18 protein-coding genes are annotated in these 15,728 nt (G+C 50.5%); 11 read left to right on the top strand and 7 right to left on the bottom strand.

From position 1 onward, the window contains the following. The 7 genes from FEK66_RS17480 to gstA form a co-directional block, all read left to right on the top strand. Positions 1 to 195 (top strand): electron transporter RnfC (locus FEK66_RS17480; protein WP_138211512.1); only part of this gene is annotated, 195 nt, incomplete at its 5' end. After that, positions 196 to 1,254, top strand: coding sequence for an electron transport complex subunit RsxD (gene rsxD, locus FEK66_RS17475; protein WP_135493914.1), 1,059 nt, complete (start codon positions 196 to 198; stop codon positions 1,252 to 1,254). A gap of 3 nt (positions 1,255 to 1,257) precedes the next feature. After that, complete coding sequence (gene rsxG, locus FEK66_RS17470) at positions 1,258 to 1,878, top strand: electron transport complex subunit RsxG (protein WP_135493916.1); 621 nt, start codon at positions 1,258 to 1,260, stop codon at positions 1,876 to 1,878. Between the two features lie 3 nt (positions 1,879 to 1,881). Further along, entirely contained in the window at positions 1,882 to 2,577 is a 696-nt protein-coding gene (gene rsxE, locus FEK66_RS17465; RefSeq protein WP_064530022.1) for an electron transport complex subunit RsxE, read from the top strand. After that, positions 2,577 to 3,212 (top strand): endonuclease III, encoded by a 636-nt coding sequence (nth, locus tag FEK66_RS17460; protein ID WP_001030332.1) that lies wholly within the window; start codon positions 2,577 to 2,579, stop codon positions 3,210 to 3,212. The genes rsxE and nth overlap by 1 nt, the downstream gene beginning before the upstream one ends. A 609-nt stretch (positions 3,213 to 3,821) precedes the next feature. After that, a complete protein-coding gene (gene dtpA / locus FEK66_RS17455) occupies positions 3,822 to 5,324 on the top strand; it encodes a dipeptide/tripeptide permease DtpA (protein WP_064530078.1) in 1,503 nt (500 codons plus the stop codon). A 105-nt stretch (positions 5,325 to 5,429) separates the two neighbouring features. Then, positions 5,430 to 6,035, top strand: coding sequence for a glutathione transferase GstA (gene gstA, locus FEK66_RS17450; protein WP_135493918.1), 606 nt, complete (start codon positions 5,430 to 5,432; stop codon positions 6,033 to 6,035). A 43-nt stretch (positions 6,036 to 6,078) separates the two neighbouring features. Here gstA and pdxY read toward each other — a convergent pair whose 3' ends face one another. From pdxY to anmK, 5 genes are all read right to left on the bottom strand, one after another. Further along, the gene (pdxY, locus tag FEK66_RS17445; RefSeq protein ID WP_130208172.1) at positions 6,079 to 6,939 is read right to left on the bottom strand and encodes a pyridoxal kinase PdxY; all 861 of its coding nucleotides are present in this window, start codon (positions 6,937 to 6,939) and stop codon (positions 6,079 to 6,081) included. A gap of 61 nt (positions 6,940 to 7,000) precedes the next feature. Beyond that, positions 7,001 to 8,275 (bottom strand): tyrosine--tRNA ligase, encoded by a 1,275-nt coding sequence (gene tyrS / locus FEK66_RS17440; RefSeq protein ID WP_053264059.1) that lies wholly within the window; start codon positions 8,273 to 8,275, stop codon positions 7,001 to 7,003. A gap of 128 nt (positions 8,276 to 8,403) precedes the next feature. Then, on the bottom strand, positions 8,404 to 9,060 hold the full coding sequence (pdxH, locus tag FEK66_RS17435) for a pyridoxamine 5'-phosphate oxidase (protein ID WP_130224736.1): 657 nt from the start codon (positions 9,058 to 9,060) through the stop codon (positions 8,404 to 8,406). 58 nt (positions 9,061 to 9,118) lie between these two features. Then, entirely contained in the window at positions 9,119 to 9,448 is a 330-nt protein-coding gene (gene mliC / locus FEK66_RS17430) for a C-type lysozyme inhibitor (RefSeq protein WP_130208174.1), read from the bottom strand. Between the two features lie 85 nt (positions 9,449 to 9,533). Next, positions 9,534 to 10,655 carry an anhydro-N-acetylmuramic acid kinase gene (anmK, locus tag FEK66_RS17425; RefSeq protein WP_131161932.1) on the bottom strand — a complete coding sequence of 374 codons (1,122 nt, stop codon included), beginning with the start codon at positions 10,653 to 10,655 and terminating at the stop codon, positions 9,534 to 9,536. Between the two features lie 274 nt (positions 10,656 to 10,929). On the opposite strand from anmK, the gene slyB reads away from it, so the two are divergent. Continuing rightward, a complete protein-coding gene (slyB, locus tag FEK66_RS17420) occupies positions 10,930 to 11,397 on the top strand; it encodes an outer membrane lipoprotein SlyB (RefSeq protein WP_064530029.1) in 468 nt (155 codons plus the stop codon). A 46-nt stretch (positions 11,398 to 11,443) separates the two neighbouring features. Here the strand turns inward: slyB and slyA are convergent, their stop codons facing one another. Next, entirely contained in the window at positions 11,444 to 11,878 is a 435-nt protein-coding gene (slyA, locus tag FEK66_RS17415) for a transcriptional regulator SlyA (protein WP_064530079.1), read from the bottom strand. Between the two features lie 200 nt (positions 11,879 to 12,078). Here slyA and FEK66_RS17410 point away from each other — a divergent pair, with 200 nt between their 5' ends. The 3 genes from FEK66_RS17410 to FEK66_RS17400 are packed head-to-tail and all read left to right on the top strand — an operon-like array spanning position 12,079 to position 15,187. Then, positions 12,079 to 12,315: a DUF1656 domain-containing protein gene (locus tag FEK66_RS17410; protein WP_130208178.1), complete on the top strand. Its 237-nt coding sequence runs from the start codon at positions 12,079 to 12,081 to the stop codon at positions 12,313 to 12,315. A gap of 2 nt (positions 12,316 to 12,317) precedes the next feature. Then, complete coding sequence (locus tag FEK66_RS17405; protein WP_130260586.1) at positions 12,318 to 13,175, top strand: HlyD family secretion protein; 858 nt, start codon at positions 12,318 to 12,320, stop codon at positions 13,173 to 13,175. Continuing rightward, the gene (locus tag FEK66_RS17400) at positions 13,175 to 15,187 is read left to right on the top strand and encodes an FUSC family protein (protein ID WP_135493920.1); all 2,013 of its coding nucleotides are present in this window, start codon (positions 13,175 to 13,177) and stop codon (positions 15,185 to 15,187) included. The genes FEK66_RS17405 and FEK66_RS17400 overlap by 1 nt, the downstream gene beginning before the upstream one ends. On the opposite strand, the gene sodC is transcribed toward FEK66_RS17400, so the two are convergent. Then, positions 15,188 to 15,709, bottom strand: a complete 522-nt coding sequence (gene sodC, locus FEK66_RS17395; protein WP_130260584.1) for a superoxide dismutase [Cu-Zn] SodC — start codon at positions 15,707 to 15,709, stop codon at positions 15,188 to 15,190. Positions 15,710 to 15,728: the final 19 nt, after the last annotated feature.

Raw genomic sequence — 15,728 nt, 5'->3', positions numbered from 1 at the left:
CAGGAACAGGTTGATCCGCGCAAGGCTGCCGTTGAAGCTGCTATCGCCCGCGCTAAAGCGCGCAAGCTGGAACAGCAGCAGGCCAACGGAGAGCAGGAAGAACAGGTTGATCCGCGCAAAGCTGCAGTTGCCGCGGCTATCGCCCGGGTTCAGGCAAAAAAAGCCGCTCAGCAAAAGGTTGTAAACGAGGACTAAATGGTATTCAGAATAGCTAGCTCCCCTTATACCCATAACCAGCGCCAGACATCGCGCATAATGCTGCTGGTGCTGGTCGCAACCGTCCCTGGTATCGCTGCGCAACTGTGGTTTTTTGGCTGGGGTACTCTCGTTCAACTCCTGTTGGCCTCGGTCAGTGCACTCTTAGCCGAAGCCCTCGTACTCAAACTGCGCAAGCAATCTGTAGCTGGAACCTTAAAAGATAACTCAGCATTGCTAACGGGCTTATTACTGGCGGTAAGTATCCCGCCTCTTGCGCCGTGGTGGATGGTGGTACTCGGCACTGTGTTTGCCGTAATTATCGCTAAACAGCTGTATGGCGGTCTGGGGCAAAATCCGTTTAACCCGGCAATGATTGGTTATGTGGTATTACTGATCTCCTTCCCGGTACAGATGACCAGCTGGTTGCCGCCACATGAGATTGCGGTCAATATCCCTGGATTCATTGACGCTGTACAGATTATCTTCAGCGGTCATACCGCCAGTGGTGGTGATATGAACACACTTCGCTTAGGTATCGATGGCATTAGCCAGGCGACACCGCTGGATACGTTCAAAACATCTGTACGCGCCGGTCATTCTGCTGAACAGATTATGCAGTATCCAATTTACAGCGGTGTTCTCGCGGGCGCTGGCTGGCAATGGGTAAACCTCGCATGGCTGGTTGGTGGCGTGTGGCTGCTATGGCAGAAAGCGATTCGTTGGCATATCCCCGTCAGTTTCTTAGTGACACTGGCCCTGTGCGCAACGCTGGGTTGGTTGTTCTCTCCGGAAACACTAGCTTCACCGCAGATTCATCTGCTGTCTGGCGCGACCATGCTCGGTGCATTCTTTATTCTGACCGATCCAGTCACCGCGTCTACCACCAATCGTGGTCGTCTGATTTTCGGTGCGCTGGCGGGATTATTAGTCTGGCTGATCCGCAGTTTCGGCGGCTATCCTGACGGCGTTGCCTTTGCTGTCCTGCTAGCGAACATCACGGTTCCTCTGATCGATTACTACACGCGTCCACGCGTATACGGCCATCGCAAAGGATAAACCATGCTGAAGACTATCCGAAAACACGGTATTACGCTGGCGCTGTTCGCCGCTGGTTCAACAGGTTTAACGGCTGCCATCAACCAGATGACCAAAGCCACGATTGCTGAACAGGCTAGCCTGCAACAAAAAGCGTTATTTGATCAGGTGTTACCAGCCGATCGCTATAACAACGAGCTGGCCCAAAGTTGCTATATAGTGACTGCGTCTGAGTTAGGAAAAGGCGAGCATCGGATTTACATCGCGAAAAAGGATGATAAACCAGTAGCTGCCGTTCTGGAGGCAACCGCACCAGATGGTTATTCCGGTGCGATTCAGTTGTTGGTTGGGGCCGATTTTAACGGCACGGTACTTGGCACCCGCGTGACAGAACATCACGAAACGCCGGGGCTTGGCGACAAAATCGAACTGCGCCTTTCTGACTGGATCACCCATTTCGCGGGTAAAAATATCAGCGGCGCGGATGACGCTCACTGGGCAGTGAAGAAAGATGGTGGTGATTTCGACCAGTTCACCGGAGCGACCATTACGCCTCGCGCGGTGGTGAATGCGGTAAAACGCGCCGGATTGTTTGCCCGAACGTTGCCAGTACAACTTTCTCAACTTCCTGCCTGTGGAGAATAAACCGTGAGCGAAATTAAAGACGTTATTGTTCAGGGGTTATGGAAGAACAACTCCGCACTGGTCCAGTTACTTGGCCTCTGTCCGCTGCTGGCGGTCACTTCCACTGCCACCAACGCACTGGGTTTAGGGCTTGCGACAACGCTGGTGTTGACTCTCACCAACCTGACCATCTCGACGCTGCGTCACTGGACGCCAGCCGAAATCCGAATCCCGATTTACGTGATGATCATCGCCTCGGTGGTCAGCGCCGTACAAATGCTGATTAACGCATACGCCTTTGGCCTGTATCAATCGTTAGGGATTTTTATTCCTCTGATTGTCACTAACTGTATCGTTGTTGGCCGTGCGGAAGCTTTCGCCGCAAAAAAAGGTCCGGCGCTCTCCGCACTTGATGGTTTTTCGATAGGCATGGGCGCAACCTGCGCCATGTTCGTACTGGGTTCACTACGCGAAATCATCGGCAACGGAACATTGTTTGACGGTGCCGATGCGCTGTTAGGTAGCTGGGCCAAAGTACTGCGGGTAGAGATCTTCCATACCGATTCTCCCTTCCTGTTAGCAATGTTACCGCCAGGCGCATTCATTGGTCTGGGGCTGATGCTGGCGGGAAAATATCTGATTGATGAAAGAATGAAAAAGCGCCGTGCTGAAGCAGCTGCTACACGCGAGTTGCCAAACGGTGAAACAGGGAATGTCTGATGAACAAAGCAAAACGACTGGAGATCCTCACTCGCCTGCGTGAGAACAACCCTCATCCTACAACCGAACTTAATTTCAGTTCGCCTTTTGAATTGTTGATTGCTGTACTGCTTTCCGCTCAGGCGACCGATGTCAGCGTCAATAAGGCGACGGCAAAGCTTTACCCGGTGGCCAATACACCTGCCGCAATGCTCGAACTGGGCGTTGATGGGGTTAAAACGTATATCAAAACCATTGGGCTATATAACAGCAAAGCAGAAAATATCATCAAAACCTGCCGTATTTTGCTCGAACAGCATAATGGCGAAGTTCCGGAAGATCGCGCTGCGCTGGAAGCCCTGCCCGGTGTAGGGCGTAAAACAGCAAACGTGGTATTGAATACTGCTTTCGGTTGGCCGACCATTGCTGTAGATACGCACATTTTCCGCGTCTGTAATCGCACCCAATTTGCACCGGGGAAAAATGTCGAACAGGTTGAAGAAAAACTACTCAAAGTGGTTCCGGCAGAATTCAAAGTCGATTGCCACCACTGGTTAATCCTCCACGGGCGTTACACCTGTATTGCCCGCAAGCCTCGCTGTGGCTCCTGCATTATTGAAGATCTTTGTGAATACAAAGAGAAAGTTGACATCTGACGAAAAGGGGTAACATCGTTATCCCATTCATAACTATTTCTCATCCTCTTATAAAACATCTTGTTAACGTCAATGATGCCGCCTCGCGGCATCATTGTCAGGCAATCCGTTTGTGAATAACCAAAAATGCAGGTTAATTGTTTTTTTAATAGCGAAATTTTCTATCTATTCGTGATCAAGATCACATTGATGTCATGATGTAAAAATTTTGCTCTATTTAAGTTAAATTTGACAAGGCATTGATTCAACCAGGGCATAAACCTACAAAACATTACACTGTCTATTTTTCAGATAATGGACTATCTCACTACATAAAACACCTTACAGTAGAACATATCGCCAAATATCAGTATTCCCCCTCTTCTGGTAGTGAAAAAATCTGCCGTTGCGTTTTTTGAAAAATTTAACGCTGGATAACATTTCAATGGGCCGATGATTTCTCCATGCCAGTTATATGTAACAGATTATTACAAAGGACTTGTCTGAAAGTGCAAGATAGTGAACATTACCTGCCGTTTCCCCTCCCACTATAACAATTGCGCGTATGTTTATTAGACATCACGCGAGAAAGCACCCCCGTTAATATGGGATGTAAAAAAAGAGGTAAAAGTGTCCACTGCAAACCAAAAACCAACAGAAAGCGTTAGTTTGAACGCTTTCAAACAACCGAAGGCGTTCTATCTCATCTTCTCGATCGAGTTATGGGAACGCTTTGGTTATTACGGCCTACAAGGAATTATGGCTGTTTACCTGGTTAAACAACTGGGTATGTCCGAAGCGGATTCAATCACACTTTTCTCTTCCTTTAGCGCCCTGGTTTATGGTCTTGTCGCTATTGGTGGTTGGTTAGGCGATAAAGTACTGGGTACAAAACGCGTCATTATGCTTGGTGCTATTGTGCTGGCTATTGGCTATGCGCTGGTTGCCTGGTCTGGTCACGATGCCGGTATCGTCTATATGGGTATGGCGGCAATTGCGGTCGGTAACGGCCTGTTTAAAGCCAACCCGTCTTCACTGCTGTCAACTTGCTACGAGAAAAACGATCCACGTCTGGACGGTGCATTCACCATGTACTACATGTCCGTCAACATCGGTTCATTCTTCTCTATGATTGCAACGCCGTGGTTAGCAGCCAAGTATGGCTGGAGCGTCGCATTCGCCCTTAGCGTAGTTGGTCTGTTGATCACCATCGTTAACTTCGCCTTTTGCCAACGCTGGGTTAAGCAGTACGGTTCAAAACCTGACTTCGAGCCGATCAACTACCGCAATCTGCTGTTAACCATTATTGGTGTTGTCGCGCTGATTGCTATTGCCACCTGGCTGCTGCACAACCAGGACGTTGCGCGTATGGCGCTGGGCGTTGTTGCCTTCGGTATCGTGGTTATCTTCGGTAAAGAAGCCTTTGCAATGAAAGGTGCTGCACGTCGTAAAATGATCGTTGCTTTCATCCTGATGCTTGAAGCAATCATCTTCTTCGTGCTGTACAGCCAGATGCCGACGTCTCTGAACTTCTTTGCAATCCGTAACGTTGAGCACACCATTCTGGGCCTGGCAGTAGAACCTGAACAGTATCAGGCACTGAACCCGTTCTGGATCATCATTGGTAGCCCGATTCTCGCCGCTATCTATAACAAGATGGGCGATACCCTGCCGATGCCGACTAAGTTTGCTATCGGTATGGTGATGTGTTCTGGCGCGTTCCTGATCCTGCCACTGGGCGCGAAATTCGCCTCTGACGCCGGTATCGTGTCTGTAAGCTGGCTGGTCGCAAGCTATGGCCTGCAGAGTATCGGTGAACTGATGATCTCCGGTCTGGGTCTGGCAATGGTTGCGCAGCTCGTTCCACAGCGTCTGATGGGCTTTATTATGGGTAGCTGGTTCCTGACCACTGCCGGTGCAAACCTGATTGGTGGTTATGTTGCGGGTATGATGGCTGTACCGGATAACGTAACCGATCCGCTGATGTCGCTGGAAGTATATGGCCGCGTATTCTTACAGATTGGTGTTGCTACTGCTGTTATTGCAGTGCTGATGCTGCTGACCGCGCCGAAACTGCATCGTATGACTCAGGACGATGCTGCTGATAAAGCGGCGAAAGCTGCCGTAGCGTAAATTTCAGGGAAACTCTTTTACAAGCCGCTAACTTTTCGTTAGCGGCTTTTTTTTTGTTCAGCAACGCACTACCATACTTTAAACCACAGCCAAAAGGAGTTACCGATGAAACTGTTCTACAAACCGGGCGCCTGCTCTCTTGCTTCCCATATCATCCTGCGTGAGAGCGGAAAGGACTTTACGCTCACCAGTGTGGATTTAATGAAAAAACGTCTGGAAAACGGCGATGATTACTTTGCGATTAATCCTAAAGGGCAGGTTCCTGCTCTGCTGCTGGACGATGGCACTCTGCTCACGGAAGGCGTGGCCATTATGCAGTATCTTGCCGACAGCGTCCCCGACCGCCAGTTACTGGCTCCGGTAAACAGTATTTCTCGCTATAAAACCATCGAATGGCTGAACTATATCGCCACTGAGTTGCATAAAGGCTTTACTCCGCTGTTTCACCCGGCTACACCGGAAGAGTTCAAACCGACTGCACGCGCACAGCTGGAGAAAAAACTGCAGTACGTTAACGATGCGCTGAAAGAGGATCACTGGATTTGCGGGCAACGTTTTACTATTGCTGACGCCTATCTGTTTACTGTACTGCGCTGGGCATATGGGGTGAAATTGAATCTGGAAGGTTTAGATCATATTGCCGCCTATATGCAGCGTATGGCTGAACGTCCGACGGTAAAAGCCGCGCTAACTGCGGAAGGGTTGCAGTAATGGTTATCGGCCCGCAGGATACTGTGGGCCGACAAGACACTTTTCAGAGCTTCGTCGCACTGAAGTAGTGTTCTGGTTTAGCAATACGATCCTGGGCTGCTACAACTTGCAGCTCATATTCCTGCATTGCTTTGGTGGTTACCATAATTTCGTATACCGCCGCGGTCACATGCTCCAGCGCCTGCTGCAACGTTGCGCCCTGTAGTAGTTTCACTAGCAGTAACCCGCTCGTCACATCACCGACGCCTACTGGCTGACGCGAGCCAAAGTCTACCAGAGGACGGTCGATATGCCATGCTTCATCGGCAGTGACCAGCAGCATTTCAAAACGTTCTGTGCTGTAACCGGCACGCGCCAGATGTTTCACCAGTACGATTTCAGGCCCCTGAGCAATAAGTTCGCGCGCAGCTTTAACCGCATCTTCGACGTTATGTACCGGATGCTCGCAGAGGATTTCCAGCTCAACCAGATTTGGCGCGATGATATCGCTGGCAGGAAGACCGTGACGCACGTGGAACTCCGCCACACCTGGCGCAACGATACAGCCTTTTTCGGGGTGTCCCATTACCGGATCGCAAAAATATTTCGCCTGCGGGTTCGCCGCTTTCACCTGACGGACAATACCGAGGATATGCTCGCCCTGCTCCGCCGACCCCAGATAGCCGCTTAATACGGCATCACAAGTGTGCAACTTATCGATGGCAGCAATGCCTTGCACAATTTCGGTTAAATGGCTGGGCGGCATAACACAGCCGGTCCATTTGCCGTATTGGGTGTGATTAGAAAATTGAACGGTGTTGAGTGGCCAGACATTCGCGCCCAGGCGGCGCATTGGAAACTCTGCCGCGCTGTTACCCGCATGACCATAGACAACGTGAGACTGGATAGCGAGAATATTTTTCATCGTGTTCCCTGTATAAAAATCAGGGGGAGTGATTTCTCACCCCCCCTTTCCACTTAATGCATTATTTCCAGCAAATCAGACAGTAATTCTTTTTGCCGCGACGAAGTAAGGTATAACGACCAAACAGACGATCTTCTTCTTTAAAGAAGTATTCTGGATCGGACTGTTTTTCACCATTAATGGTGATGGCATTAGAGGCGATAGTTTTACGCGCCTGACCACGGGAAGGTTGCAGTTCAGAATCAACCAACGCCTGCATCAGATCAGCGCCTTTTTCCATCTCTACCATCGGTACGCCGTCCTGCGCCAGTTGTTCGAAGTCCGCTTCACTCAGCGCACTCAGAGAACCGCTGAACAGGCACTCAGTAATACGTTTCGCAGCTTGCAAACCTTCTTCACCGTGAACCAGACGCGTCACCTGCTCCGCAAGCACATACTGAGCGCGTGGCGCTTTACCGCTGTTTTTGTCTTCTTCTTCGAGGGCATTGATCTCTTCAATGCTCATAAAGGTAAAGAACTTCAGGAAGCGGTAAACGTCAGCATCAGCAGTATTGATCCAGAACTGGTAGAACTTGTACGGACTGGTTTTCTTCGGATCCAGCCATACTGCACCACCTTCAGTTTTACCGAACTTAGTGCCGTCTGCTTTGGTGATAAGAGGAACGGTCAGGCCAAACACCTGGTTCTGATGCAGACGACGGGTCAGATCGATACCAGAGGTGATGTTACCCCACTGGTCAGAACCGCCGATTTGCAGCACCACACCGTACTGTTTGTTCAGGCAGGCAAAGTCATAGCCCTGCAACAGGTTGTAGGAAAACTCGGTAAACGAAATCCCCTGATCTTCACGGTTGAGACGCTGTTTAACCGCTTCTTTGTTGATCATCTGGTTAACGGAGAAGTGTTTGCCGATATCGCGCAGGAAGGTCAGCACATTCATATTGCCGAACCAGTCATAGTTGTTCGCTGCGATAGCAGAGTTTTCTCCGCAGTCGAAATCGAGGAACGGGGCAACCTGCTTGCGGATTTTGTCCACCCACTCCTGAACAGTTTCTTCAGTGTTCAGCTTACGCTCGGCAGCTTTGAAGCTCGGGTCGCCAATCAGACCCGTGGCGCCGCCTACCAGCGCAACCGGCTTGTGGCCCGCCTGCTGGAAGCGTTTCAGGCATAACAATGGAACAAGATGCCCCAAATGCAAGCTGTCAGCGGTAGGATCGAAGCCGCAATAGAGCGCGATCGGGCCTTGCGCCAGTCGCTCTGCTAACGCTTCTTCGTCCGTCACCTGGGCCACCAGCCCCCGCTCTTGCAATTGTTTAATCAAGTTACTGCTTGCCATCAAAATCTCCATGTATATAACGACTGCACCTTTGCCGGTACACGACTTTTCGCCAGATGCGAAAGAGACATAGAATAAAGTGCCGGAATCAGGAGTACCAGCGATTAAAGCAAGATTTTTGCATCTTTTCAGGGTGCGAGGCGATCGATTTTCCACGCCTCGTTTTCACGCTGATACAAAAAGCGGTCATGCAGCCGATGCTCACCGCCCTGCCAGAACTCAATCTGTTCAAGGCTGACGCGAAAACCGCCCCAAAAACTCGGCAACGGCACTTCGCCCTGCTGAAACTTCTGCTTCAATTCCAGAAACTTGCTTTCAAGGATCCCACGCGCAGAAATACGGCTGGACTGCTTCGATACCCACGCGCCAATCTGGCTATCACGCGGGCGGCTATGAAAATATTTCATCACTTCGAGAGTCGAAAGACGTTCCGCTTTACCAGTAACCATCACCTGGCGTTCCAGGGTATGCCATGGGAAAAGCAGGCTAACTCGCGGATTATTTTCGATTTGGTGTGCTTTACGGCTGCCGAGGTTGGTGTAAAACACCATCCCTTTTTCATCGTAATGTTTTAGTAAAACAATGCGCTGATAGGGTTGACCATGTTCATCAACGGTGGCGACGACCATCGCAGTAGGATCGGCCAGTTTGGCTTCACAGGCCTGAGAAAGCCAGCGTTCAAAAAGGGTTAAAGGATCGGCGGGAAGATCGCGGCGGCGTAAACCGCCTTTTGTGTATTCGCGGCGCAGATGCGCGATTTGCTGCAATTCGTCGTTATCAGCCATGGTTTTCTTTACAAATTGTCAGTGGGTGACGCTATTGTGCGCCGCCCCTGGAAAAATCTCAACGCTGCGGATTTTGTAACTGACAGTTATTCAAGACGATGCGGTCACGTTTATAGACCGTCGCCTCATCACCTTTTGACCAGAAAACGTAGATACCGTCGGTATAACGTGCGCCAGACGCTGAAATCCCCTGTTTAAGGTGCAGCAGTTGATTATCATAAACAAAACTAACTTCCTGACGCGGATTATTCAGTTTGACCGTCAACGGTTTTTCATCACACTGGTATTCCAGCGTATCAGTTTGCATGCGCTCAACCAGTTGATTAAACGCGCCACAGCCGGTAAGAAATAGCGGCAGACAAAGTAGTAACAGTTTTTTCATAAACATATCCCGAAGACTTTCCTGGTCCGGAGGGCAAAAACGCCCTCCTCAACTTCCAAGTGTAACGGCAGACGCAGTAAGAAAAATTCAGTTAACTCTGATATCGCGGGTTTGCAGGGAAAATAGCGCCCAATACCGTTTCCTCGCTTGCGCCGGTGACGGAAGGTAGATTGCCGGGCAGCCCAGCCAGCGTTCGCCAGGCAAGCCATGCGAAGGCTAACGCTTCCATGTCATCGCCACTAATGCCAACGGCATCGGTGGAGGTCACTTCAGTACCGGGCAGTAATGCAGCCAGCCTCGCCATGAGCAGCGGATTGCGACTTCCGCCACCACATACCATCAATCGATCGCAGCCACCGCTCAACAAGACTTGTTCAGAAATGGTCACGGCGGTAAGTTCCGCCAGTGTTGCCTGGACATCTCGCGCATCCAGGCCAGGGAAATCGCGTAGATGGCGCTCCAGCCAGGCATAGTTAAAGTATTCGCGCCCGGTGCTTTTGGGTGCTGGCTGGGAAAAATAGGGATCGCTAAGCATTTTTTGCAGCAGCGGCAGAATAACCTTACCCGCCCGCGCCCACTCAGCGTCTTTATCGTAAGGTTTACCGACCTGACGCCAGATCCATGCGTCCATTAGCATGTTGCCCGGTCCGGTATCGTAGCCACCTACCGGCATCCCTGGTATGAGTAGTGACAGATTGGCAATACCACCAATATTAAGCACCATTCGCCGCTCAGTTGGATGGGCCAGCAATGCCTGATGAAAAGCAGGAACCAGCGGTGCGCCCTGGCCACCTAAGGCGATATCGCGACGGCGAAAATCCCCGACGACGGTAATTCCAGTCCGCGCAACAATTTGATTGTTATCACCTATCTGTAGCGTATGTGGCGCGACGCCCGTGGGTTCGTGCCAGACGGTCTGGCCATGACAACCGATAGCTACGATATCTTTCGGCTGTAAATTTTCTGCTTTTAATAGTGCATTAACGGCATCCGCAAACAAGCAGCCAAGTCGGGTATCCAGTTGACCAAACTGGGAGAGCGTAAGCTGTTGCCCCTGGCAAATATCCAGCACCGCCTGTTTGAGTGATGGGGGAATCGGCCAGCTCAAACTCGCCAGCTGCGCCACCCGGTGTTCATCGATCGTCGCTAACACAACATCGACACCATCCAGGCTAGTACCTGACATAACACCAATAAAGCGGCCTGATTTCATAGTTCATCCTTTTTCAACCTGATGTTTGCATTCCACTCAAACACAAACCTTTCGCGAATTCCATGCATAAGAGCCGATTTTTATCGTTGGTAGTAAAAGATTATATTCACATCAATAACTAATATGAATGTTTTGTTTATACTTGGTTAACCCTACTCTAATTATGATTTAATCATGTTTTAGTGGAACATGTAATCATGGTTATACTAATGCGGTTTACTTTGACCATTAGGGATGCTTGTGAGGCGTTTCATGGTAATCAGGAGATTTTTCAATGATTAAACGCGTACTGGTTGTATCAATGGTAGGTCTTTCTCTTGTTGGTTGTGTTAACAACGATACCCTATCTGGCGATGTTTATACTGCCTCTGAAGCGAAGCAAGTGCAGAATGTCAGCTACGGCACAATCGTGAACGTACGGCAGGTACAGATTCAGGGCGGTGATGATTCCAACGTCATCGGCGCAATTGGCGGTGCGGTTCTCGGTGGTTTTCTTGGTAATACCGTTGGTGGCGGTACTGGACGCTCTTTGGCTACCGCAGCAGGTGCCGTCGCGGGTGGTGTAGCCGGTCAGGGCGTACAGAGCGCAATGAACAAAACACAGGGTGTGGAGCTGGAAATTCGTAAAGATGATGGCAACACCATCATGGTGGTACAGAAACAGGGCAATACCCATTTCTCTCCGGGACAACGTGTCGTTCTGGCTAGCAACGGCAGCCAGGTGACGGTTTCCCCGCGCTAAACAAGTTGACGTGTGGTCAGCTACCTGGCCACACGCCCCCTTTATTTCACCCTTTGGCCTGTAACTCAGTAATATTATGCTCAAGTTTTGCAATGAGCCTAATCAGTTGTTCCAGTTCCTCTGCTGAAATCCCATCCAAAATTTCCGCCCGGGTCTTGTTAATAACAGCTTCCATTTCGCTAATCAGCGGCTCCGCCTTTTCCGTCAGTTTAATACGTTTGGCCCGCCGATCGCTGGGACAAGTTTGACGCGAAATTAACCCTTTTTCTTCCAGTTGGTCCAACGTACGAACCAGTGATGGCTGCTCAATGCCGATCGCTTTTGCCAGTTGAATTTGCGACTGGTCTGGAGGTAACTGATGTATATTATGCAACGTCACCCAATGGGTTTGCGTTAACTCCAGGGGTTTCAGGCGATGGTCTATCAGAGCACGCCATATGCGCACCAACCGTGCCAGATCAGAACCTAGTGGCGATTCCAATTTCATCTCCTTATAATTAGCTTGCTAAGATATTATACGGCTTTTAGAATAGTGTGCAGCAATTGTATTGCTAAAACAAATGGATTGCTGCATTTGCTTACCGTCAGACATGCTTTTCAGAAATAGCGAGTAATTTTCTCTCACATAAACAATATTTATTAATCTAAAGCAATAAACTCAGCCTCAAAGGAATCTATTTTGTGAAGTTTATGCATAGTGCAACAGGATTGCCCCTACAAGATCTGGTGTTCGGTGCATCCGTCTACTTTCCTCCGTTTTTCAAAGCCTTCGCGCTTGGATTCGTCGTCTGGCTTGTCCTGCACCGCCTGCTTCGCGACTGGATCTACGCGGGCGACATCTGGCATCCCTTGTTAATGGATTTGTCGCTGTTTGCGATCTGCGTATGCTCCGCCCTGGCAATATTGATTGCGTGGTAACTATGTCAATTAAAACCATTAAGTATTTCTCAACAATAATTGTAGCAGTAGTTGCCGTTCTCGCCGGATGGTGGCTCTGGAACTATTACATGCAATCACCATGGACGCGGGATGGCAAAATACGCGCGGAACAGGTCGCTATCACCCCACAAGTGTCCGGACGTATTGTTGCGATGAATATAAAAGACAACCAGTTGGTTAACGCTGGCGATATTCTGTTCACTATCGATAAAACACCCTTCCAGATTGCCGAACTGAATGCCCAGGCCCAACTGGCGAAAGCGCAATCTGATCTTGCCAGAGCCAATAATGAGGCCAACCGCCGCCGTCATCTCTCGCAAAATTTTATCTCTGCCGAAGAACTGGATACGGCAAACCTCAATGTTAAAGCGATGCAGGCCAGTGTCGATGCCGCACAAGCAACGCTGAAACAAGCACAATGGCAATTGGCACAAACGGAAATTCGCGCCCCGGTCAGCGGATGGGTCACCAACCTCACTACCCGCATCGGCGACTACGCTGACACAGGAAAACCGCTGTTTGCCCTCGTGGACAGTCACTCGTTTTACGTCATTGGTTATTTTGAAGAAACCAAATTGCGGCATATCCGCGACGGTGCGCCAGCACACATTACGCTCTATAGCGACAACAAAACGTTACAGGGTCACGTCTCCAGTATCGGTCGGGCAATTTATGATCAGAGTGTGGAAAACGATTCCAGCCTGATTCCAGACGTTAAACCTAACGTTCCCTGGGTTCGCCTCGCCCAGCGCGTCCCGGTTCGCTTTGCCCTTGATAATGTTCCCAGCGATGTCACGCTGGTATCCGGCACGACCTGTAGTATCGCAGTAGGTCAGTAATGAACGCCTGGTCATGGTCCCTGCGTAACCTGCCCTGGTTTAAGGCCACGCTGGCACAATGGCGCTATGCGTTGCGCAATACCCTTGCCATGTGTCTGGCGCTGACTGTTGCTTATTATTTAAATCTGGACGAGCCCTATTGGGCGATGACGTCAGCCGCGGTAGTGAGCTTTCCGACAGTTGGCGGTGTCATCAGCAAAAGCCTGGGGCGCATCGCTGGCAGTTTGCTGGGGGCTATCGCGGCGCTAATCCTTGCCGGGCATACTCTTAACGAACCGTGGTTCTTCCTGTTGAGCATGTCGGCATGGCTTGGTTTTTGTACCTGGGCCTGCGCGCATTTCACGAATAACGTGGCCTATGCGTTTCAACTGGCGGGTTACACAGCTGCGATTATCGCCTTCCCGATGGTCAATATCACTGAAGCAAGCCAGTTGTGGGACATCGCCCAGGCGCGCGTTTGCGAAGTGATCGTCGGTATTCTCTGCGGTGGGATGATGATGATGATTCTGCCGAGCACTTCCGATGCCACTGCCCTTTTAACCGCATTGAAAAACATGCACGCACGTTTACTGGAACATGCCAGTTTACTCTGGCAGCCTGAAACAACCGATGCCATTCGTACCGCACATGAAGGGGTGATTGGGCAAATACTGACCATGAATTTGCTGCGTATCCAGGCTTTCTGGAGCCACTATCGCTTCCGCCAGCAAAACGCGCGCCTCAATGCGTTACTCCACCAGCAGTTACGCATGACCAGCGTCATTTCGAGCTTGCGGCGTATGTTGCTCAACTGGCCATCACCCCCTGGTGCTATACGGGAAATTCTTGAACAGTTGCTAACGGCCCTCGCCAGCGGGCAAACGGATTTTTACACCGTCGCACGCATTATTGCCCCGTTACGCCCGACGAACTCAGCTGACTACCGGCACGTCGCCTTCTGGCAGCGACTACGTTATTTTTGCCGCCTTTATCTGCAAAGTAGTCAGGAATTACATCATCTGCAAAGCGGCGTAGATGATCAAACCAGACTCCCTCGCGCGTCCGGGCTGGCTCGTCATACCGATAATGCAGAAGCCATGTGGAGCGGGCTGCGGACATTTTGTACGTTGATGTTGATTGGGGCGTGGAGTATTGCCTCGCAATGGGATGCCGGAGCCAATGCCTTAACCCTGGCTGCGATTAGCTGCGTCCTTTATTCCGCCGTTGCAGCGCCGTTTAAGTCATTGACGCTGCTGATGCGCACGCTGGTATTGCTGTCGTTCTTTAGCTTTGTGGTTAAATTTGGCCTGATGATTCAAATTAGCGAGCTGTGGCAATTTTTGCTGTTTCTTTTCCCCCTGCTGGCAACGATGCAGCTACTCAAGATACAAATACCAAAACAAGCCGCATTATGGGGGCAACTGATTGTTTTTATGGGCTCGTTTATCGCCGTTACCAACCCGCCGGTGTATGATTTTGCCGATTTTCTCAATGATAATCTGGCGAAAATCGTTGGCGTGGCGTTGGCGTGGTTAGCGTTTGCCATTCTGCGACCTGGGTCGGATGCCCGCAAAAGCCGTCGCCATATTCGCGCCCTGCGCCGGGATTTTGTCGATCAACTCAGCCGTCGTCCGATACACAGCGAGAACGAATTTGAATCTCTCACTTATCATCACGTCAGTCAGTTGAGCAACAGCCAGGATGCGCTGGCGCGCCGTTGGTTATTACGTTGGGGGGTGGTGCTACTGAACTGTTCGCATGTTGTCTGGCAATTACGCGAGTGGGAGTCACGTTCTGATCCGTTATCACAAGTGCGGGATAACTGTATTTCGCTGTTGCGGGGAGTGATGAGTGAGCGTGGCGTTCAGCAAAAATCGCTGGCAGCCACACTTGAAGAATTACAGCGGATTTGTGACAGCCTTGCCCGGCATCATCAGCCTGCCGCCCGTGAGCTGGCAGCGATTATCTGGAGACTATACTGCTCGCTTTCGCAACTGGAGCAAGCACCGCCGCAAGGTACGCTGGCCTCTTAACTACTTAATAACACCACAAGCATAGCGTTCACCGCCACCGCCCAGCGGTTTAGGTTGATCGGACATATTATCGCCGCCAACGTGGATCATCAGCGCCTTGTCTTTGATTTCATCGAGTGATTTCAGACGAGGCGCAATAACGGCATCGGTCGCCTTGCCGTCATTATTGACCACCAGCGCAGGCAGATCGCCTAAATGCCCCGCACCTTCCGGCCCTTCATGCTTGTTGGTTTTTTGTGGATCAAGATGCCCGCCTGCAGATTCTGCCGCAGCCGCTTTGCCATCTTTCGTTGCTGGTTGACAGCTTCCGTTGGCATGAATATGAAAGCCATGCTCACCGGGGGGTAATGCTTTCAGATCGGGTGAAAACTCTAGACCTTTATCGGTTTCAGTAATAGTTACGCTACCTATTGACTGCCCAACCCCTTGCGACGTAACGAGGTTCATCTCGACTTTTTCACTGGCGGCTTGTGCGCCGGTCGCAACAACCAGCGCCAGGATAGCCAGACTAAAACGCTTCATAGGACCTCCGTTCATTGTG

It is taken from the genome of Escherichia sp. E1130, assembly GCF_005781065.1.
Lineage (GTDB): Bacteria > Pseudomonadota > Gammaproteobacteria > Enterobacterales > Enterobacteriaceae > Escherichia.
Note: the sequence above shows the minus strand (reverse complement) of the source record. Positions and strands in the feature narration are given on the sequence as shown.

What these genes read in the sequence shown, in the direction of transcription:
- pdxY (WP_130208172.1), bottom strand. Translation starts at nt 6,939, where the DNA reads ATGAAAAATATTCTCGCTATCCAGTCTCACGTTGTCTATGGTCATGCG.
- rsxG (WP_135493916.1), top strand. Translation starts at nt 1,258, where the DNA reads ATGCTGAAGACTATCCGAAAACACGGTATTACGCTGGCGCTGTTCGCC.
- slyB (WP_064530029.1), top strand. Translation starts at nt 10,930, where the DNA reads ATGATTAAACGCGTACTGGTTGTATCAATGGTAGGTCTTTCTCTTGTT.
- FEK66_RS17405 (WP_130260586.1), top strand. Translation starts at nt 12,318, where the DNA reads ATGTCAATTAAAACCATTAAGTATTTCTCAACAATAATTGTAGCAGTA.
- FEK66_RS17400 (WP_135493920.1), top strand. Translation starts at nt 13,175, where the DNA reads ATGAACGCCTGGTCATGGTCCCTGCGTAACCTGCCCTGGTTTAAGGCC.
- mliC (WP_130208174.1), bottom strand. Translation starts at nt 9,448, where the DNA reads ATGTTTATGAAAAAACTGTTACTACTTTGTCTGCCGCTATTTCTTACC.
- sodC (WP_130260584.1), bottom strand. Translation starts at nt 15,709, where the DNA reads ATGAAGCGTTTTAGTCTGGCTATCCTGGCGCTGGTTGTTGCGACCGGC.
- gstA (WP_135493918.1), top strand. Translation starts at nt 5,430, where the DNA reads ATGAAACTGTTCTACAAACCGGGCGCCTGCTCTCTTGCTTCCCATATC.
- rsxD (WP_135493914.1), top strand. Translation starts at nt 196, where the DNA reads ATGGTATTCAGAATAGCTAGCTCCCCTTATACCCATAACCAGCGCCAG.
- nth (WP_001030332.1), top strand. Translation starts at nt 2,577, where the DNA reads ATGAACAAAGCAAAACGACTGGAGATCCTCACTCGCCTGCGTGAGAAC.
- pdxH (WP_130224736.1), bottom strand. Translation starts at nt 9,060, where the DNA reads ATGGCTGATAACGACGAATTGCAGCAAATCGCGCATCTGCGCCGCGAA.
- anmK (WP_131161932.1), bottom strand. Translation starts at nt 10,655, where the DNA reads ATGAAATCAGGCCGCTTTATTGGTGTTATGTCAGGTACTAGCCTGGAT.
- tyrS (WP_053264059.1), bottom strand. Translation starts at nt 8,275, where the DNA reads ATGGCAAGCAGTAACTTGATTAAACAATTGCAAGAGCGGGGGCTGGTG.